The organism is Coprococcus sp. AF99-45 (assembly GCF_027663865.1).
Taxonomy (GTDB): Bacteria; Bacillota; Clostridia; order Lachnospirales; family Lachnospiraceae; genus Allocoprococcus; species Allocoprococcus comes.
The window spans coordinates 22,937-43,774 of record NZ_JAQDGZ010000018.1; the positions used below are offsets into that span (position 1 = coordinate 22,937).

A 20,838-nucleotide genomic window follows, 5' to 3' on the forward strand; every position below is an offset into this window, starting at 1 on the left:
CGGCATCCTCCTATTCTAAATCCATGTCGTCATCAAAATCATCGTTCATATCGCCATCAAAATCGTCGAAGCTGTCATCTTCCTCCGGCTCATCTTCTACATCAACCAGTTCTCCTTCTGAGAATTCCTGCTTGCTGTATCCGTGTTTGCCGTAATCTTCGTCGTTATTGTAGCGTCTGTCTCCTTCAATAATGTGATTCAGGTTTGTATCACCGTAATCTACACTTTCCATGATCTGAACTTCTTCATTGTTCTCATCCAGGACACGTACATCCAGACCGAGTGACTGAAGTTCTTTAAGAAGTACCTTGAAGGATTCCGGAATTCCCGGTTCAGGAATATTTTCACCTTTGATGATTGCTTCGTATGTCTTCACACGGCCAACCACATCATCGGATTTAACTGTCAGGATTTCCTGCAGAGTATAAGATGCACCGTAAGCTTCCAGTGCCCAAACCTCCATCTCTCCGAAACGCTGTCCACCGAACTGTGCTTTACCACCAAGTGGCTGCTGTGTTACCAGTGAGTAAGGACCGGTTGAACGTGCATGGATCTTATCATCAACCAGGTGATGCAGTTTCAGATAATGCATGTGTCCGATTGTTACCGGGCTGTCGAAATATTCTCCGGTACGACCGTCTCTCAGTCTTACTTTACCGTCTCTTGAAAGCGGAACGCCTTTCCACAGTGCTCTGTGGTCTCTGTTCTCATACAGATAATCCATAACTTCCGGAAGAAGTTCTTCTTTATGTCTTGCTTCAAATTCTTCCCAGGACAGGTTAACATAATCGTTCGCCAGATCCAGGGTATCCATAATATCAACCTCGTTTGCACCATCAAATACTGGTGTTGCGATGTTGAATCCAAGTGCTTTGGCAGCCAGAGAAAGGTGGATCTCCAGTACCTGTCCGATGTTCATACGTGATGGTACACCCAGTGGGTTCAGCACGATGTCAAGCGGACGTCCGTTCGGAAGGAACGGCATATCTTCTACTGGAAGTACACGGGAAACAACACCCTTGTTACCATGACGTCCGGCCATCTTATCACCTACAGAGATCTTTCTCTTCTGTGCGATGTAGATACGGACTGCCTGGTTAACTCCCGGTGAAAGTTCATCTCCATTTTCTCTTGTAAATACTTTTGCATCTACAACGATACCGTATTCACCATGAGGTACTTTCAGAGAAGTATCTCTTACTTCACGAGCTTTTTCTCCAAAGATTGCACGAAGAAGTCTTTCCTCTGCTGTCAGTTCTGTCTCTCCCTTCGGAGTAACTTTGCCGACAAGAATATCTCCTGCACGAACCTCAGCACCGATACGGATAATACCTCTCTCATCCAGATCTTTCAGTGCATCATCACCTACGCCTGGAATATCACGTGTAATTTCTTCTGGTCCGAGCTTTGTATCACGGGCTTCTGCTTCATATTCTTCGATATGAACAGATGTGTAAACATCATTCTGTACAAGACGTTCACTAAGAAGTACAGCATCCTCGTAGTTGTAACCTTCCCAGGTCATGAATCCGATCAACGGGTTCTTACCAAGAGCCATCTCACCATTGGATGTAGAAGGTCCGTCTGCGATCACCTGTCCCTTTTCCACTCTTTCACCTTTGACAACGATCGGTCTCTGGTTGTAGCAGTTGCTCTGGTTGCTTCGCAGGAATTTGGTCAGCTTATAAGTCTTTTTTGTCTTGTCATCCTGTTTAATTGTGATTTCGGTAGATGTTGATCTCTCAACAATACCTCCTTCTTCTGCAACGACACATACACCTGAGTCGACAGCAGATTTTACTTCCATACCTGTTCCGACTACCGGAGCTTCTGTAGTAAGAAGCGGTACGGCCTGACGCTGCATGTTGGACCCCATCAGCGCACGGTTCGCATCATCGTTCTGCAGGAACGGAATCAGTGCTGTAGCAACAGAGAATACCATCTTCGGAGATACGTCCATGTAATCAAACATTCTTTTCTCGTATTCCTGAGTCTCATCACGGTAACGACCAGATACATTCTTATGAATGAAATGTCCTTCCTCATCCAGAGGCTCATTCGCCTGTGCTACATGATAATTATCTTCTTCATCCGCAGTCATATATACTACCTCTTCGGTTACAACCGGATTCTGCGGATCTGTTTTGTCAATCTTACGGTACGGTGCTTCTATAAATCCGTACTCATTGATTCTTGCATAACATGCGAGAGAGTTGATCAGACCGATGTTCGGTCCTTCAGGTGTCTCGATCGGACACATTCTTCCGTAATGTGAGTAGTGAACGTCACGAACCTCGAATCCGGCACGGTCACGGGAAAGTCCACCAGGACCAAGTGCAGAAAGACGTCTCTTGTGAGTCAGCTCACCAAGCGGGTTATTCTGATCCATGAACTGTGACAGCTGTGATGATCCGAAGAACTCTTTAACAGCAGCAGTTACAGGCTTGATATTGATCAGTGACTGCGGAGAAATGCCCTCCAGATCCTGTGTTGTCATTCTTTCACGAACAACTCTTTCCAGTCTTGAAAGACCGATTCTGTACTGATTCTGGAGAAGTTCTCCAACCGCACGGATACGTCTGTTACCCAAGTGGTCAATATCATCATCTTTACCGATTCCATATTCAAGATGCATATTGTAATTGATAGACGCCATAATGTCTTCTTTTGTAATATGCTTCGGAATCAGTTCATGAATATTCTTATGAATTGCTTCTTTCAGCTCATCGATATCTCCGGCTGTCTCTTCCAGGAGTTCAGCAAGTACCGGATAGTATACCAGTTCAGTTACGCCAACTTCTTCCGGATCGATTCCACATACAGCTTTGAGATCTACCATCATATTAGAAAGTACTTTGATATTACGGTCACTTTCTTCTCTTGCGATCCACACATATGGAACAGCTGCATTCTGGATGGCATCTGCAAGTTCTCTGTCAACGACAGCTCCTGCTTCTGCAATTACTTCACCTGTCATCGGGCTTACTACGTCTTCAGCCAGCGTATGTCCTGTGATACGGTTCTTGAGCATAAGCTTCTTATTAAATTTATAACGTCCAACCTTTGCAAGGTCATAACGTCTCGGGTCAAAGAACATGCTGGTGATCAGACTTTCTGCACTGTCTACAGCAAGCGGTTCACCCGGACGGATCTTCTTATATAATTCGAGAAGACCTTCCTGATAGTTCTCTGAAGTATCCTTTGTGAAACTTGCAAGAATCTTTGGCTCTTCACCAAAAAGATCGATAATCTCAGCATTCGTTCCAATACCAAGTGCACGGATCAGGACTGTGATCGGCACCTTACGGGTTCTGTCCACACGGACATAGAAAACGTCATTGGAGTCCGTCTCATATTCAAGCCATGCACCCCTGTTCGGGATAACGGTGCAAGAGTATAATTCTTTACCAAGTTTATCATGCGCAATTCCATAATAAATACCAGGTGAACGCACCAGCTGGCTGACAATAACACGTTCCGCACCATTGATTACAAAGGTACCGGTTCTTGTCATAATCGGTAAATCACCCATAAAGATCTCATGTTCATTGATCTCATCTGTCTCTTTGTTGTGAAGTCTTACCTTCACTTTAAGCGGTGCAGCATAAGTAGCATCGCGTTCTTTACATTCCTCGATTGTGTACTTGGTTTCATCTGTGCACAATGTAAAGTCGACAAATTCCAGGCTCAGATGTCCGCTGTAATCGGTAATCGGAGAAATATCATCAAATACTTCTTTTAATCCTTCATCCAGGAACCATTTGTAAGAGTCGGTCTGAACTTCGATCAAATTAGGCATTTGGAGTACTTCTTTTTGCCGGGAATAGCTCATGCGCATACTTTTTCCGTTTGTGATGGGACGAATTCTGTTTTTCTCCATTTGACGTTTCACTCCTTATATGATAAATTTTCGGGTTATTTCCGCCTTATTCAGGGCGCACTTATGGCATACGTTTCCACAATAGCGCATTTTTTACTTTACCACAGGTTTTTCCCGATTGTCAAGTCTAACTTTTCAAAGAATTGTATTTTTATTGTATTATATAATGTAAGTGACAAAATTTACTTTCGGTCTCTTTGATACCAGATTGCTCCGTGCTTTGCACTCTCGCAATCCTCATCATCATTGTATGCATACCGCAGAAAAGTACAAAAAATCAAAAGAGCGTATCACTGCAGGAAATCCTGCGCGATACGCTCTTGTCATTCACAGTGCGATAACCAAAATTACTTAAGGTTAACTTCTGCTCCTTCAGCTTCAAGTTTTGTTTTGATTTCTTCAGCTTCAGCTTTAGAAACGCCTTCTTTAACTACCTTCGGTGCTCCGTCAACTAATTCTTTAGCTTCTTTAAGTCCAAGTCCTGTGATTTCACGAACAACTTTGATAACTTTAACTTTAGATGCTCCAGCAGAAACAAGTTCTACGTCGAACTCATCTTTTTCTTCTGCTGCTGCTCCACCTTCTGCAGCTGCTGCTACTACAACACCTGCTGCTGCGGATACACCAAATTCTTCTTCACATGCTTTAACTAAGTCATTTAATTCAAGTACAGATAATTCTTTGATAGCTTCAATAAATTCTGCTGTTGTTAATTTTGCCATTTTATTTTCCTCCATTTGATTTTAATGATTGGCTCTTTCGCCTCTTACTGTTCCCACACTCGGATGGGATTCCGGTACAGCTTACTCTGCTGCCGGTGCTTCTGCTTCAGCTTCTGCCGGAGCATCACCCTGTTCTGCGATCTGATTAAGAACACGAGCAAGGTTTGTAATAGGTGACTGTAAGCTTCCAAGTAATTTGGACAGCAGTACTTCTCTTGACGGAATCTTAGAAAGTTCCTGAATACCAGCTGCATCATATACTGAGCCTTCAACTACACCTGCTTTTACTTCAAGAGCTTCTGCTTTCTTAGCGAAATCGCAGATGATTCTTGCCGGTGCTGTTGCATCTTCTTTAGAAATTGCAATAGCGTTCGGTCCTTCCAGATATTCGTCAAGCTGTGCGAAATCTGTTCCTTCAAAAGCTCTCTTCATCATTGTGTTCTTGCAAACTTTGTAGATAACACCTGCTTCTCTCAGCTGTTTACGAAGTTCAGTATCCTGAGCTACTGTAAGTCCACAGTAGTTAACGATAACTGCTGACTGAGCATCTGTGAGATCTTCAACGATTGCCTGTACGATAGGTTGTTTTAATTCAACTTTTGCCACGAATGGTGCACCTCCTTGTAGTATTTTCAACTGCCAGAAAGTCTCGGTCCCAGCGGGGACTTTCATATCACGCAATCATGCGCTAAAAAACCTCCGCGCCAAAGCACAGAGGTTTACAAATTCAAATCTAATGAATCTTGTCTTCCTCGGTAGGCGTTTTGACCCTTATGCCTTACGGCACCTACTGTCTTCGGCAGTTACTTCGTAAATATAGCATACGTTTACCAGAAAGTCAAGTGTATTTTTTCATTTTTTCAATTTCATCCAGTTTCTTCTATTATAAGTCCAAACCATCCAGAACTTCCTTCAATTCTTTTGCAGATGAAAGCAATTTTTCTTTTTCTTCATCGCTCAGTGGAATCTCAAGAACTTTTTCTGCACCTTTCTGCGAAACTATGGTCGGAACACTGATACAGAGTCCTTCCAGTCCGTATTCTCCCTCCATCAGACTCGTGACAGGAAGAACCGCATTTTCATTCATAACAATGCTTTCTGCAATTCTCGCAACCGCCATTGCCACACCATAATAGGTTGCACCCTTTTTCTGGATAATATCATAAGCACTGTCCCGTACAGTCTTATAAATTCTTTCCATAGATTCCTGATGCTGATAATGTCCGCGAAGTTCGCAGAAATCATTGATTGGAATTCCCGCTACATTTGCCCCGCTCCATACAGCAAGCTCACTGTCTCCATGCTCTCCGATGATATTGGCATGTACGCTCCGGCTCGCAACCTGAAGATGTTCACTTAACAGATAGCGGAATCTTGCAGTATCCAGAACGGTTCCGCTTCCGAATACTCTTTCCTTCGGATATCCGGAAATCTTAAGTGCCGCATAAGTCAGAATATCCACCGGATTTGCTACAACAAGCAGGATTCCTTCAAATCCGCGTTTTGTGATTTCCGGAATAATCGATTTGAAAATTGCTACATTTTTGTGTACCAGATCCAGTCTTGTCTCTCCCGGTTTTTGATTTGCTCCAGCTGTAATGATGATTAGTGAACAATCACTGATATCATCATAAGATCCCGCATATATTTTCATCGGGTGCGCATATGGTCTACCGTGGCTTATGTCCATTGCCTCCCCTTCTGCTTTTTCTTTATTCGCATCGATCAGTACCAGTTCGGAAAAGATCCCTTTCTGAAGTAAACTGAACGCAGAGGACGCTCCTACAAACCCACATCCGATAATTGCTGCCTTTTGAATATTAACCATGACAAAGTGCCTCCTTTTAATTACTTGATATTTTTTTCACAGGCATAGGTTATCATTATTTTCCCCGATTTTCAATGTTTTCATGCATTGTTCGTCAAAAAATGCACAATGTATACAGAATACTGTTTGTTAGATTTCATGCTGCACAAAAAGACACCGTAACGGATCACTCCGCATACGGTGTCTCTATTATTTACATTTATTCAATACTGATTAAGCAAGCTTCATTGGGTTGATTTTTACACCAGGTCCCATTGTAGAAGTAAGTGTCACACTCTTAAGATACTGACCCTTTACTGCTGCCGGTTTAGCTTTGTTAATCGCATCGATAAGCGTCTGGAAGTTGTCAGCAAGCTGTTCTTCAGTGAAAGAAGCTTTTCCTACCGGTACATGGATGATATTTGTCTTGTCCAATCTGTACTCAATCTTACCAGCTTTGATTTCGTTGATAGCTTTTGTAACGTCCATTGTTACTGTACCAGCCTTCGGGTTTGGCATTAAACCTTTTGGTCCAAGTACACGTCCGAGACGTCCAACAACACCCATCATATCCGGTGTAGCTACAACTACATCGAATTCGAACCAGTTTTCATTCTGGATCTTCGGAATGAGTTCATCTCCACCTACGTAATCTGCTCCGGCAGCTTTAGCTTCTTCAGCTTTAGCGTCTTTGGCAAATACAAGGATACGAACCTTTTTACCAGTTCCATGCGGAAGAACTACAGCGCCACGGATCTGCTGATCTGCATGACGTCCGTCACATCCTGTTCTGATATGAGCTTCGATTGTTTCATCAAATTTAGCTGTCGCGCTCTTCTTAACAAGTGCGATCGCTTCATCTCTATCATAGAGAGTTGCTCTGTCGATTAACTTTGCAGCTTCTACGTATTTCTTTCCTCTTTTCATTCTAAATACCTCCTAGTGGTGATTACGGGAATTCCCTCCCACGTATTTTTTCAGTTTCCTTACATTCTGCTTATGCAGTCTGAATTAGTCCTCTACTACAGTTACACCCATGCTGCGGCATGTTCCTTCGATCATGCTCATAGCTGTTTCTACGGATGCAGCGTTCAGGTCTGGCATCTTAAGTTCTGCGATTTCCTTTACCTGAGCTTTTGTAATCTTAGCAACTTTTGTCTTGTTCGGAACACCTGAACCAGATTTAAGGTTGCAGGCTTTCTTAATAAGAACTGCTGCCGGAGGAGTCTTTGTAACGAAGCTGAAACTTCTGTCACTGTAAACTGTAATTACTACAGGAATGATCAGATCTCCCTGATCAGCTGTCTTTGCGTTGAACTGTTTTGTAAATTCAACGATATTTACACCGTGCTGTCCAAGAGCAGGACCAACCGGTGGAGCCGGAGTAGCCTTTCCAGCTGGAATCTGTAATTTGATATAACCTGAAACTTTTTTTGCCATTTTAAAGTACCTCCTTGTGGTATTTGCGGGGATTTCCCTCCCACGTGTTCATTATGCACTGCACATAAAGTTACATTTTTTTGACTTCTGCGAAACTGATTTCTACCGGCGTTTCGCGACCGAATAAATCAACATTGATCGTCAGGCTCTGTTTAGCCATATTGATAGTCTGAATCATGCCGACTGTTCCTTCCCAGGCTCCGCCTGTTACTGTCACAGTATCTCCTTCTTCAAAATCTACCACGATGTCTTCTTTCTGGATACCAAGCGGTGCCATCTCTTCATCTGTAAGCGGAACCGGTTTGGATCCAGGACCTACAAATCCTGTAACACCTCTTGTGTTTCGTACCACATACCAGGTATCATCGTTCATGATCATGTGGATCAGAACATATCCCGGAAACATCTTTTTCTGAGACGCTTTCTGTACGCCGTTCTTCAATTCGACAACTTCCTGCATCGGAACACGGACCTCAAGGATCTCATCTTCCAGATGACGGTTCTCGATCGTTTTGTCAATGTTGGCTTTTACCTTGTTTTCATACCCTGAATAGGTATGCACAACATACCATTTTGCTTCTGCCATAAACTCACCTTTCCTGCATTACCATTTATCAGTATCTTATCTAACTAATAAATCTACCCCGAATTTTACCAGGATATCACAGATCGTGATAATCGCTCCTAAGATAACGGAAACAACTACGACCGCAGCTGTCTGTTTGGTAAGTGTGGTTTTGTCTGGCCAGATAATCTTATTAAACTCAGCTTTCAGACCTTTGAAGAAAGGAGTTTTCTTCTCTTTTGTCTTCGCTTTGTCTTTAGATTCGCCCATAACATTCACTTCCCTTCAACGACTATTTCGTCTCTTTGTGTAATGTGTGTGATTTGCAGAATCTACAGTATTTCTTTGTTTCCATGCGTTCCGGATGAGACTTCTTATCCTTTGTCATGTTGTAGTTACGATGCTTGCATTCTGTACATTCCAGTGTAATTCTTGTACGCACAACTTCCACCTCGCTTTTTATGTTCTAATTTTTAGTTGCATGACAGCTTGCGAGGCTGTCGTGAAAGCTTCACGCCTGAAACTTTCTTTGTTAAAAATAGGCATAAAAAAAAGACCTATACTTCCATTCGCTAGGTTAGTGTACCATACCGAAAGTATAAAGTCAAGAAATTAAATAATTTTTTACGAAAGCCTTTGGACTGTCCAGGTGCATCCGGAATCTGCTCTCATCTAGGCATATTCCCGGCACACAGGCTAAAATTTCAGCCGCAGAATGAAATCCGCGGCTGAAACTTTTTATTTATCTGTCACTTTTTCCAATGTGATATTCTACCTTCATACCACGCATGATAGTTCTTGATGCAATATCTACAAAGTTAAATCCAAATGCAATTGCAACGCAGGTTGCAAAAAGTGTGATCGTCTGTTCCAGGAGCATATGCATATTCCCGCTTACGCATGCGTACATTACATAGTACAGATTCGGTCCAGGAATCAGAGGGAATACAGACGCTGTCAGGAAAATTGTTGATGGTGCTTTATTTATCCGCGACATAATAAATGCATAGAATGCAACGAATGTCGCCGCAATTGTAGTTGCAAGGAAGTTACTTGGACGCGCCTCATAAACAAGTGCATAAATCAGCCATGTAAAAAATGCTCCGATTCCACAGTAAACCACCTGCATGCCCCGGATCTTAAACCACAGTGCAAATCCCACGCAGGCTGCGGTACAGGAAATCAGCTGTACGATCAGATTCGGGGTAAGGATAAATCCTTCCGCCTCTACACCGCCAAAAAGAATCATCGGTATCGCCGTACCAAATGCGATTCCGGAAGCACCAAGCATGGAATTCATGATATTGATCGATCCGGAGATAAAGTCTTTCTGAAGCAGATCACGGATTCCGTTCGTCGTACTCAGTCCACTGATCAGGAGCATGACAATTCCGATCATGATCCGCTCCTCATGATCCGCAAATCCAAATTTAACAGATAACAGAATGATCATCTCTGCAATAAACGATAAGATCAGGTTATATGCCAGCAGGTTCTTCTCACGTTCGGCCAGCCAGTTCCCTGCTGCAACGATCACAATTGATACGATCACCGCAATGATCGCATCCCTTATATCACATCCAAAGAATACCGCAAATCCGGTACCACCTAAAATACCGGCCGCATAATGGGTGTACCACTTCTGTTCCGGTCTTCCCATCACCTCTTCAAACTGTCTTCTCATTTCTTTTGCATCCGGCTTTTCTTTACAGATTTTACGGCACAGATTATTCAGATAATCCAGCTTGTCAAAGTCACATTCCCCTATTTCTACCAGTCGGATCTGTGTAATAATCTGCCCTTCCGGTGTCTCTGCCGTAATCTGGATATTGCTTGGTATAACAAAAATATCATACTTTACAAATCCATAACTTCTGCAAATACGGTACAGACTGTCCTGCAGACGGAAGTTCTCCGCTCCACATCTAATCATAGCTTCCCCAATGTCCAGGATCCCCTGCACAATTCTCTCGTAATCGTATTTCACATTCATTTTCCTTTTCCCAAAACCTCTCTCTTTTGTTCTTCTTACAAAGCCAGTTGTTCCACCCTCCCGAACACTTCAGCCATACGAAGTAATGATATCATGATGTATCAAAAAGTCAACTAAATTCGGAGAATTTCTTCTAATATGTTATTTTTCTCCAGCCTTTTTCAGTCCTTCTTCTTCCCGGAATGCCCCTGGTGTCATCCCATACATTTTCTTAAATATTCTTACAAAATAACTTGTATTATCTATTCCCACATCTGCGGCAACCCGAATAATCGTATCATTCGTCTTACACAATAATTCTTTTGCCCTCTCCAGCCTGTAATCGATCAAATATTTCACCGGAGTCGTCCCTATTCCACGCTTAAAGCATCGAAGGGCTTCACTTTTACTAATGTTCGCTTCCGCTGCCAGCCTTTCCAAAGAAATTCGTTCTTTATAATGGTTTTCTATAAACTGCATCATCTCTCTGAGCCGCGACTGTAAAAGGAGATTCTTATTCCGGGACTCTCTCTGTACAATATCCGGAACTTCTTCAAACAATTCATCCCATAATCTGCTGATCTTGTTCTGTATAATCAGTTCTTTTCTAAGCATTTCCTTTCCGGCATCTTTGTATATCTCATCCAGCAGACTTAATATACCACTATTTTTTTCTTTTTCCAAAATCACATATTCTTTACCATATGTAATTACAGGACTAACATATTTTTGATAAATTGCACTTTCCCGCGCAGCAAGCAGCTCTGGAGCGTGCAGGATATTTGGCATAAGCGCACCACCCGGTGTTTCAAAGCGGTGGATCACTCTGCTGTTTATAAAAATACCCTCCCCCGCTTCAAGGATAATCTTTTCATTTCCAATCCTGCAGATTACTTTTCCAGATTCAACCCATGCCCATTCAATCTCATTATGCCAGTGCCATTCAACATAACCCTGACCAATTTCATCGATATCATCCAGATAATATTCAAAAGGAAACTCCGGCGTTCCGTGTTCACGTATTTCCCTCAGTGTTTCATCTGTTATTATCTCTGTTATTTGCATTTTCATTATACCTTTTGTGTTTTGGAGATATTGTACTATGTTTCTGCGATATTCGTCAAGACATCCACCCCTCCAATATGATATAGTACTATTTTGAAAGGAGCTTTTAAGAAATGAAAAAAAACACAAATTGTATGCAGACCATCTACGCTTGTTTTATTGGTTACATCGTTCAGGCTATCGTAAATAATTTTGTTCCCCTTCTTTTTGTCACTTTCCAAAATAATTACCATATTTCACTAGAACGAATTACCTTTTTGATCACACTCAACTTTATCATTCAGCTGTTTGTCGATCTTCTATCCGCATTCTTCATCGACAGGATCGGATACCGCATTTCGATTTTAATTGCGCATATCCTTTCTGCGGCAGGACTGATATTACTCACCGTTCTTCCGGAAGTTTTTTCCTCCCCTTATACCGGACTTGTAATCGCAGTTATCATTTATGCGATCGGCGGTGGACTTCTCGAAGTACTGGTAAGCCCGATCATCGAAGCCTGCCCTACTGATAACAAAGAAAAAGCAATGAGTCTCCTGCATTCCTTTTACTGTTGGGGGCATGTGGGCGTTGTTCTGTTATCAACCGCATTTTTCTGGTTTTTCGGAATATCGCACTGGAAAATCCTCGCACTTATGTGGGCTGTCATCCCAATATTTAACACTTTCCTCTTCAGAAGTGCACCAATCTACTCCCTTCACAAAGAAGGTGAACAAGGACTTTCTCTCAGAGAATTGTGCACATCTAAAATCTTCTGGATGTTAATGCTTATGATGACCTGTGCCGGTGCCAGCGAACAGGCAGTCAGCCAATGGGCATCCACTTTTGCCGAGACAAGCCTGCACATTTCCAAAACACTCGGCGATCTTGCCGGTCCTCTTACCTTTGCAGCCTGCATGGGGGCTTCCCGGCTGCTTTATGGGAAATACGGAGACAGGATCCGGCTGGATCTGTTCATGAGAGGAAGCTGCATTCTTTGCATCCTTTCCTATTTATGTATTTCCATCCTTCCATTTCCTGCGCTGAACCTTTTTGGATGTGCGCTTTGCGGATTCTCCGTTGGAATTATGTGGCCGGGACTTTTCAGCACTGCATCCGTCTCTATTCCACGTGGCGGCACAACAATGTTTGCCCTCCTTGCACTTGCCGGAGATCTGGGATGTTCCGGTGGCCCGACGCTTGCAGGTCTGGTATCTTCCTACGCCGGCGGCAGTCTGAAAACCGGGATTTTCGCAGCCATTATTTTTCCGGCCGTCCTGCTCCTTGGTCTGATAAAATCAAAAAAATCTGAATAAAAACTAACGGGTTCCTCTTTTCATTGAGTTACCCGTTATTTTTCTTTTTAGTTTATCGTTTTTTCAAATCGGTCCTCTTCCGGAGCTGTATCCTGTCCGAACCATTTTACTCAGTTTCGTAAGTGTTCCGTCTTCTTTCAATTCTTTTTACACATTCTTTACAGGCAGAATAAAAAGATGAGCACCTTTTACAGCACTCATCTTCCCCACTACTTCAACAATTTTTCTTCCCATTCTTTTTCTTTAAACCCGGTCAGTACAAATCCGTCCCCAACTACAAACGGTCTTTTCACCAACATACCATCTGTCGCCAACAGCTTTATCTGCTCATCTTCCGTCATCGTCGGAAGCTTGTCTTTCAGCTGCATCTGCTTATAAAGCATCCCACTTGTATTAAAAAACTTTTTCAGCGGGCCCCCACTCATCGCATGCCATTCCTTCAGCTCTTCATAGGTTGGATTTTCCTCCACGATTGCCCGTTCCTCAAATGCAATCTCATGCGCCTCCAGCCATTTCAGCGCCTTCTGACAGGTGCTGCATTTTCTGTATACCAATACTTTCATCTATCTGATCCACTCCTTTTTTATTCTCCAGAGTCCTGCTTGTACATCCCTTACAAGCTCTGTATTTCCATGTACCAATTCTTCATGATACCGTGTCAGACGTTGCCAGCTTTTCAGGATCTGCTGCTTCTGTAACGGATAAAAATTACTCAACACCGCATCCATCTCTTTGATCCCATACATCTCCAGCTGCTCCTGGAACTGCTCCTCATCTTTTTCATCTTCCCCAATATATTTGAGACAGAGAATCTTATTCCAGTCATACATATCAAAAAGCAGAACTTCATCCAATGGTACTTCCAGTGTCAGGAAGTTGCCGCCCATCGACTGATCCACATTATAGGCTTCACGGAATGCCCAGTACGGATACTCCGCACCATCCGGCTTCTTCACATATTTCTCCATCTCACGCACAAACCAGGAATAGGCTGTTGTGAAAATCTTTGCACTCTCCTGATATTTTTTCCGCACATACGCCTCTTTGGAATAGCACACGCCATTCCGCTCAATTGCTTCGATTACCGGGTCTGCCTGTGATGCATATAAGGTTATTGTATTACATTTTTCACCCATTCTCTTCGCACCTCCCAGATGTTTCCATAACATCCATCACTTCCGATCTGGATGTCATCATCAAAAAGCCTCTTCCAGCTCTCCCGGATCTCCCGTTTGATCTCCGGATAGAACTGCGACATATACGCCTGCGTGTCGCTGACTCCATAGGCTTCCAGAAGCTCTTTGTGCCGCTTTTCATCCGCCTTGTCTGCCGGAATATAGGAATAGTTGAGGATCATTCCCCATTTTGTGAAATTCACTCTGGTAATCAGGGATTCTTCGATCTCCAGTTCCAAGATCACTCTTCCTTTTTCCGGAAGCATCGTTGCATCCTGCCTGAAGGATACCCATACCGGAAATTCCACATCCGCCGGTTTATTCCCGTAGTCCGGTCCGTTCTTGACCAGCCATTCATAAGTATCCAGAACCAGCTCCGAATGTTCTTTGAGATCCTTTATGATATACTCTCGCTTTACCGTATATCGTCCGGTCTCCTGAAGAACTTTCCAGACATTTTCATGCTGCTTTGACCACACTGTAATCTTTGCCATTCCATCACCTCACTAATGGTAAAATATAAGTACTCCAAAGATAACTAACCGGCATCACCATACTTACATTTACTATAACACCGATTGGCATTTTTTGTCCTCTTTTCCCTTTATTCTCTCATTACTTCGTATCAAATCTGGTCACTGCCATGTGGATCAGATATGGAATAAGGATTACCGGAATCGCCAGATACGCCAGCACACTATACGCCTTCTGGATCAGTGTCAGAAGCCCGAACTGTGCGATTCCAAAATCTACAACACAGCAGATAAATGCTGCCACAATTTCCTTTGTACCAATTTTACTTTTTTTACCCGTTTCCGTCTCTTTCTTCACTTTATTAAGACCACTGCAGATTCTCTTGACCATTGCAGCCACCATATTAACCGCCGTAGATACCGCTCCAAGAATGATCAAAACAGAAATCAGCGGCATCATAAATCCTTTTCCAACACCGCACTGCACCATAAAAAGTGTCGGGACGCTCGCCTCGCTCATCTCCGGCTTGGTACAAACAGTCATAATCCCAAGCACAACCATGATCATCATAAGTGCATTGATGATCCATCCGATTCCCATACTTTGCACCGCGTCATCCGGCTTTTCAAAGCTCTTGGCATGCTGCACAAAAACAGCCACATTTGCCAGCTGGAATGTTCCGTAAATAAATGCTGAATAGAGTGCTTTCCCAAAGGATCCGCCATTTGCAGTCATCCGTGAAGCTGTATCTGCAATCTGCCCTGCACCTGCGATGATATTCGGAATATACACGATCAGAAGACCTGCGATAATGCAGACAGACAGGACAGAAGCCACCTTACGCACCAGGTCTGTTCCAAATACTGCCACAACGAAGATAAATATGCCGATAATCAACGTACACAGCAGATACGGAAGTCCGGTCAGGGTACTTAAGGTCGCTCCGCCTGTCGCAAATGCAACTGCGGGAGCCACGCACATCACACAAATATACAGTACTTCAAACAAATTGGAAAATACCGGCGCAAAATTCCCGTAAAACGCATTGTTATAAGACCGATAATCATATACCTCATGCTTTCTCGCAAACCGGAGGCAGTATGCGAAAAATACAGCATTATATCCCATGGCCAAAACCGGCATCAGAAGACACCAGATTCCATAACGCACATAATAACTGTAGATCTGCGCACCCGAGGCAAATCCACCTCCGAAATGTGTTGTAAACCAGACAAACGCTACCCCAAGAATCATAGAGGAAGTTGCGGATTTCTTATTCTTCATGGCTCTGATCCTTTCTGACTCTTTTTTTCAGTTTCTGCATTGCATCTTCCAGCATTTCCCGGGTTACCTTATATGGGTAATGTGCTACATCCGACATTTCCGAAATACGTCCCATACTTTCTTTCCATTCATCCTCTGTAATCTCAATTTCTTTCAAGGACACCGGAAGACCTATCTCGCGATTCAGCTGATATATTTTCTCAAATTCTTCTTCCTGTCCATCTACAAGAAGTGCCAGAAGCACACCAAATCCAACTACTTCCCCGTGCAGATGCCGCTGCTCGATCACCGGATACTTCGTCAGAGCATAAAAAATTGCATGTGCAAGTCCACTGTTATAATCCGGTGTGAAATCTTTTGTAAGGAAAATGGATGCAATTCCGGTTGTCACAACGATCGCCAGAACCACCTGCTCTACATCGTATGTACACAGTCCCTTTTTATGGTCTGCAAATGCCTTCGGTCCATATTCCAGAAGCGGATTCCTGCACATCAGACTGACTGCTACACCAAGTGAGGTAAAATGTTCCAGTCTTTCATCCCTTGATGAGATTGTTGCTTCATAGTATTTTGCATAGGTATCACCAATTCCTGCCCACATATACTGACTCGGTGCTTTTGCTATGATTTCTGTATCGATAAATGCATGCATGACCGGACGCACGAAGAAATTCGGTTTCAGAAATGTACCATCCTCGTTATACATGATCGACACCGATGTACATGCCGAACAGTTGGATGCGATTGTCGGGAAGCTGAACACCGGCTTATCATCTGTGATACACAGACATTTTACCGTATCCAGTGCTTTGCCCCCTCCTACTCCAAATACCATATCTGCTTTCTGATAAACCGACATCCGGCGAAGCTTTTCTACCGTCTGATAGGTACAGTCTTTCCCATAAAGTTCTTTTCCAATAATCTCCAGATTCGTCTGGTCGACCGCCGCTTTGATCTTATCAAAAGCCGCATCAAGTGCCCTTTTTCCGCCGATCACAAGTACCGTTTTTCCATAAGATTCGCAGACCGGTCCGATTTTATCGTAAATTACATCTCCGATGGAATAATTCGGGAGATGCACCTCGTAATTTTCTAATTTCATATTCACACTCTTTCCCTTATAAAGATAACTCAAAAAGCCGGTACGGATACTTAAAATCCGCACCGACTCTGGTCTCTTTCATTAATTCTGATTAGATATCTAAAAGATCACTGTATACTTTCAGTGCTCCGTCTGTCTCATGGGCAAGTACACGTTTGGCAAGTACTTTCCCAAGCTGAACACCTTCCTGGTCGAAGCTGTTCACATTCCATACAAATCCCTGGAACATAACCTTATTCTCAAAATGTGCAAGAAGTGCACCGAGTGTCTCTGGTGTCAGTTCTTTACCGATGATAATACTTGACGGACGTCCACCTTCAAAATTCTTGTTGCGGTTCTCGTCTGATTTACCGCATGCAAATGCTACGATCTGTGCAGCTACGTTTGCGCAGAGCTTCTGCTGGCTTGTGCTGTCCTGGATCACAACATCGGTTCCGATCTGGCTGTTTTTGAAGCCGATGAACTGGAGCGGTATGATGTTGGTTCCCTGGTGGAGAAGCTGATAGAAGGAATGCTGTCCGTTTGTTCCTGGTTCTCCGAAGATCACCGGACCTGTCGGGTAATCTACTGGCTCGCCAAAGCGGTTAACTGATTTACCATTGGATTCCATATCCAGCTGCTGCAGATGTGCCGGGAAACGGCTCAGTGCCTGTGAATATGGGAGAACGGCTGTTGCCGGATATCCGAGTACATTACGCTCGTATACACCGATCATCGCATCCAGCATTGCCGGGTTCTTCAATAAATCTTCATTCTTGGAAACTTCATCTACCTTTGCTGCTCCTGCAAGGAACTGTGCAAATACTTCCGGTCCGAATGCCAGCGAAAGTACGGCACCGCCGACTGCTGAAGTAGATGAGTAACGTCCTCCGATATAATCATCCATGAAGAATGCTGCAAGATAATCATCGCTCTTTGCAAGTGGTGATGTCTCGCTTGTAACAGCGATCATATGCTTGGAAGCATCCAGACCTGCATTCTTCAGGGCATCTTTTACAAATGACTCATTGGTAAGAGTCTCAAGAGTTGTTCCTGACTTTGATACCAGAACAAAAATAGAATGTGCTACATCAATTGAATTCAGTACTGCTGCTGCATCATCCGGGTCAACATTGCTGATGAATTTGGCTTCCATCTTGAATGTGCCGTTCTTCTTAGCCCAGTTCTCAAGTGCAAGATACATTGCGCGAGGGCCAAGGTCACTTCCACCGATACCGATCTGTACGACTGTTGTGAATTTCTCACCTGCTGCATTTGTGATCTCGCCGGCATGTACTTTATTGGCAAAATCTGCGATCCTCTGCTGCTGCTTAACATAGAATTCTCGCTTGTCTACTCCGTCAGCTTCTACTTTATCTCCAAGCTGTCCACGGGTGAGCTGATGAAGAACCAGTCTCTTTTCTCCTGTGTTGATCACTTCTCCATTGTAGAGTGCTGCGTACTTTTCTGTCAGCTGCGCTTCTTTTGCAAGCTTTGCAAGTGCTGCAAGTACTTTATCATCTACTGCTTTTGCAGCGTAATTGTAAGTAAGATCCTCTGTCATCGGAACGCTGTAATCCTTAACACGTTCTGCTCCGTTCTCACCGGACATCACTTCTGCAAGATTGACACGTTCTACTTCCGAAAGTTCTTTAAATGATGTAAGTGTATCCAAATTGTTCCAATTAATCATAGTGGATTCCTCCTTATTCCTTTTATGATAGTAGGATTGTATCAGCCCTTTTGATACGCACGGATCTTTTTCTCCGTTCCTTGTATCATATAATAATCCAAGAAAATTATACTATGATGTGGTTATGATTTCAAGCCTGACGGTTGGAAACCTTTGCTCGTCTTTACAATAATCTTGTCAAATACCATGAATAAGGACGGAAGGATCAGCACAACAACCACCATACTGATCAGTGCACCTCTCGCCATCAGGATACACAGTGAACTGATCATATCGATATTGGAATAAAGTCCGACACCGATCGTTGCAGCAAAAAAGCTGAGCGCACTGACGATGATCGACTGTGCAGAGAACTTATGCGCTGTTGTGATCGCGTCAAATTTGCCTGCGCCGCGGCTTCTCTCTCTCTGATATCTGGTGGTCATCAGGATCGCATAATCCACAGTCGCGCCAAGCTGGATCGTACCGATTACGATTGATGCCACAAACGGCAGCTTTGTTCCAGTGTAAAACGGAATACCCATATTCACAAAGATCGCAAATTCGATCACACCGACCAGGATCACCGGAATAGTAACTGATTTGAACAGAAGCAGAATAATCACAAATACGATTCCAATAGACACTGCACTTACACGCTTAAAGTCCGTGTCTGTAATGTTGATCAAATCTTTTGTCAATGGTCCTTCTCCTACCAGCATTGCACCCTTATCATATTTATCCATGATCTTATCAATCTGCTCAATCTGTTTGTTTACTTTATCCGTTGCTACTTTGTACGTAGAATTTACCATCAGCAGCTGGTACTTGTCATTTTTCAGCATACCGGTGACAGATTCCGGGAGCATATCTGCCGGGACACCTGAGCCGACCAGATTATCCAGTCCAAGTACCCATTTAACACCATCTACTTTTTCAATCTCCTGTGACATCTTCTTGACATCAGAACCTGCAACCGAGCTGTCCACCAGGATCATATGTGTGGTGTTCATATTGTAATCTTCTTTTAATTTCGTGTTCGCAATGACACTCGGAAGATCCTTTGGCAGCGATTCGTCCAGATTGTAGTAAACACCTGTGTGATTGTTTCCGTAAATTGCCGGAAACAGAAGGATCACAAATGCTACTACATAAATCACGTAACGCTTTGTCACCTTATCTGAAATCCTTCCAATATCCGGAAGCAGCGGTTTGTGTTTCGTCTTCTCGATCAGCTTGTCACAGCACAGGATCATGGACGGAAGAACGGTTACACAGACCAGAACTCCGAAGATAACACCTTTTGCCATAACGATACCGATATCTTTTCCAAGCGTAAAGCTCATAAAGCAGAGTGCGATAAATCCGGCAACCGTCGTAACTGAACTTCCGATTACGGATGAAAAGGTCTGGGAAATCGCGTGTGCCATCGCCCGCTCTTTATCTCCGTTATAGCGCACCTGCTGCTCCTGATAACTGTGCATCAGGAAAATAGAATAGTCCATAGTAACACCGAGCTGAAGTACCGCTGCCAGTGCCTTCGTGATATAAGAAATCTCTCCAAAAAATACATTCGTTCCAAGATTATATACGATTGCGATTCCGATACTCAAAAGGAACAATACTGGAACAAAAATCGATTCCATCGTAATTGCCAGAACCAGTGCAGAAAGTGCGACTGCGATCAGTACATAAAGTGGTGTTTCCTTTTCGGCAAGCTCTTTGGTGTCCTCTACAATCGCAGACATTCCACTTAAGAAGCACTGCTCTCCGGTGATCTTACGGATCTCGGTAATTGCCTTCATGGTTTCATCGGATGAAGTTCCGTCTTTGAAAAATACCGCCATCATTGTTCCGTCTTCTGTGTTGTACTCGTCATAGAGCTTTGACGGAAGCATGCTCTGCGGAACCGAAATATCCGCCAGTGAATCATACCAGAGTACATTCTCTACTCCGTCTACCTTCTCTACCTTTTCTTTCAGCTTCACAATCTCTTTATCTTCCATGCCGTCTACCATCAGCATCGAAAATGCCCCGATCCCAAAATCATTCGTCATGATCTCTTGTCCCTGCATTGTCTCAATGTCTTCCGGAAGATAAGTCAGCACATCATAGTTGATCCTGGTGTTCACATACCCCCACACAGCCGGAATCAAAAGGATAATACTGAGTATCAGTATCGGTACTCTGAATTTAACAATCTTTTTGCCAACCTTTACCATACTTTATTCCTCTTTTCTTTTTTATTTTTTCTCCTTCAATGACTATTGGTCATTTATTTCACAAAACCAATATACAACAAAACTGACCATAAGTCAATTTATTTATTGACTTATGGTCAGTTTTTTTAATAATATTGTTTAGACTGATAACCTTATGCGTAATCCTGCTCCATAATATAACAAC

Annotated in this window: 19 protein-coding genes and 1 other annotated feature; of the genes, 1 reads left to right on the forward strand and 18 read right to left on the reverse strand. The window is 43.3% G+C overall.

Annotated features, from left to right (window positions below):
• Nucleotides 1-10: 10 nt before the first annotated feature.
• The 11 genes from rpoB to PGR14_RS12085 form a co-directional block, all read right to left on the reverse strand.
• A complete protein-coding gene (rpoB, locus tag PGR14_RS12035; protein WP_022220336.1) occupies nt 11-3,880 on the reverse strand; it encodes a DNA-directed RNA polymerase subunit beta in 3,870 nt (1,289 codons plus the stop codon).
• A 347-nt stretch (nt 3,881-4,227) separates the two neighbouring features.
• Nucleotides 4,228-4,602 carry a 50S ribosomal protein L7/L12 gene (gene rplL, locus PGR14_RS12040; protein ID WP_022220337.1) on the reverse strand — a complete coding sequence of 125 codons (375 nt, stop codon included), beginning with the start codon at nt 4,600-4,602 and terminating at the stop codon, nt 4,228-4,230.
• A gap of 81 nt (nt 4,603-4,683) precedes the next feature.
• On the reverse strand, nt 4,684-5,208 hold the full coding sequence (rplJ, locus tag PGR14_RS12045) for a 50S ribosomal protein L10 (protein WP_055247518.1): 525 nt from the start codon (nt 5,206-5,208) through the stop codon (nt 4,684-4,686).
• Between the two features lie 75 nt (nt 5,209-5,283).
• Nucleotides 5,284-5,420: a sequence feature (ribosomal protein L10 leader region), on the reverse strand.
• 65 nt (nt 5,421-5,485) lie between these two features.
• Nucleotides 5,486-6,430 (reverse strand): L-lactate dehydrogenase, encoded by a 945-nt coding sequence (locus tag PGR14_RS12050; RefSeq protein ID WP_008373488.1) that lies wholly within the window; start codon nt 6,428-6,430, stop codon nt 5,486-5,488.
• Nucleotides 6,431-6,643: 213 nt separating this feature from the next.
• The gene (gene rplA, locus PGR14_RS12055) at nt 6,644-7,336 is read right to left on the reverse strand and encodes a 50S ribosomal protein L1 (RefSeq protein ID WP_008373486.1); all 693 of its coding nucleotides are present in this window, start codon (nt 7,334-7,336) and stop codon (nt 6,644-6,646) included.
• An 84-nt stretch (nt 7,337-7,420) separates the two neighbouring features.
• Nucleotides 7,421-7,849 carry a 50S ribosomal protein L11 gene (gene rplK / locus PGR14_RS12060; protein ID WP_008373484.1) on the reverse strand — a complete coding sequence of 143 codons (429 nt, stop codon included), beginning with the start codon at nt 7,847-7,849 and terminating at the stop codon, nt 7,421-7,423.
• Nucleotides 7,850-7,919: 70 nt separating this feature from the next.
• A complete protein-coding gene (nusG, locus tag PGR14_RS12065) occupies nt 7,920-8,435 on the reverse strand; it encodes a transcription termination/antitermination protein NusG (protein ID WP_008373482.1) in 516 nt (171 codons plus the stop codon).
• 36 nt (nt 8,436-8,471) lie between these two features.
• Nucleotides 8,472-8,684, reverse strand: a complete 213-nt coding sequence (gene secE, locus PGR14_RS12070) for a preprotein translocase subunit SecE (protein WP_008373480.1) — start codon at nt 8,682-8,684, stop codon at nt 8,472-8,474.
• Nucleotides 8,685-8,706: 22 nt separating this feature from the next.
• A complete protein-coding gene (rpmG, locus tag PGR14_RS12075) occupies nt 8,707-8,856 on the reverse strand; it encodes a 50S ribosomal protein L33 (RefSeq protein WP_081445272.1) in 150 nt (49 codons plus the stop codon).
• 300 nt (nt 8,857-9,156) lie between these two features.
• Nucleotides 9,157-10,407: a threonine/serine ThrE exporter family protein gene (locus tag PGR14_RS12080; protein ID WP_055296484.1), complete on the reverse strand. Its 1,251-nt coding sequence runs from the start codon at nt 10,405-10,407 to the stop codon at nt 9,157-9,159.
• A gap of 141 nt (nt 10,408-10,548) precedes the next feature.
• Entirely contained in the window at nt 10,549-11,457 is a 909-nt protein-coding gene (locus PGR14_RS12085; protein ID WP_055296486.1) for an AraC family transcriptional regulator, read from the reverse strand.
• Between the two features lie 107 nt (nt 11,458-11,564).
• Here PGR14_RS12085 and PGR14_RS12090 point away from each other — a divergent pair, with 107 nt between their 5' ends.
• Nucleotides 11,565-12,746, forward strand: a complete 1,182-nt coding sequence (locus PGR14_RS12090) for an MFS transporter (protein WP_055296488.1) — start codon at nt 11,565-11,567, stop codon at nt 12,744-12,746.
• 209 nt (nt 12,747-12,955) lie between these two features.
• On the opposite strand, the gene PGR14_RS12095 is transcribed toward PGR14_RS12090, so the two are convergent.
• The 7 genes from PGR14_RS12095 to PGR14_RS12125 all read right to left on the reverse strand — a co-directional run bounded on the left by PGR14_RS12095 (nt 12,956) and on the right by PGR14_RS12125 (nt 20,654).
• Nucleotides 12,956-13,309, reverse strand: coding sequence for an arsenate reductase family protein (locus tag PGR14_RS12095; RefSeq protein WP_055260930.1), 354 nt, complete (start codon nt 13,307-13,309; stop codon nt 12,956-12,958).
• Nucleotides 13,310-13,882: a DUF3841 domain-containing protein gene (locus PGR14_RS12100; protein WP_055296491.1), complete on the reverse strand. Its 573-nt coding sequence runs from the start codon at nt 13,880-13,882 to the stop codon at nt 13,310-13,312.
• Complete coding sequence (locus PGR14_RS12105; protein WP_008373458.1) at nt 13,858-14,415, reverse strand: DUF3841 domain-containing protein; 558 nt, start codon at nt 14,413-14,415, stop codon at nt 13,858-13,860. Before PGR14_RS12105 ends, PGR14_RS12100 begins: the two co-directional genes overlap by 25 nt.
• Nucleotides 14,416-14,536: 121 nt before the next feature.
• The gene (locus tag PGR14_RS12110; protein WP_055296493.1) at nt 14,537-15,679 is read right to left on the reverse strand and encodes a YkvI family membrane protein; all 1,143 of its coding nucleotides are present in this window, start codon (nt 15,677-15,679) and stop codon (nt 14,537-14,539) included.
• Entirely contained in the window at nt 15,669-16,781 is a 1,113-nt protein-coding gene (locus PGR14_RS12115; RefSeq protein WP_270223479.1) for an iron-containing alcohol dehydrogenase family protein, read from the reverse strand. Before PGR14_RS12115 ends, PGR14_RS12110 begins: the two co-directional genes overlap by 11 nt.
• Before the next feature lie 91 nt (nt 16,782-16,872).
• Nucleotides 16,873-18,453, reverse strand: coding sequence for a glucose-6-phosphate isomerase (locus PGR14_RS12120; RefSeq protein WP_008373449.1), 1,581 nt, complete (start codon nt 18,451-18,453; stop codon nt 16,873-16,875).
• A gap of 122 nt (nt 18,454-18,575) precedes the next feature.
• On the reverse strand, nt 18,576-20,654 hold the full coding sequence (locus PGR14_RS12125; protein ID WP_270223480.1) for an efflux RND transporter permease subunit: 2,079 nt from the start codon (nt 20,652-20,654) through the stop codon (nt 18,576-18,578).
• Between the last annotated feature and the right edge of the window lie 184 nt (nt 20,655-20,838).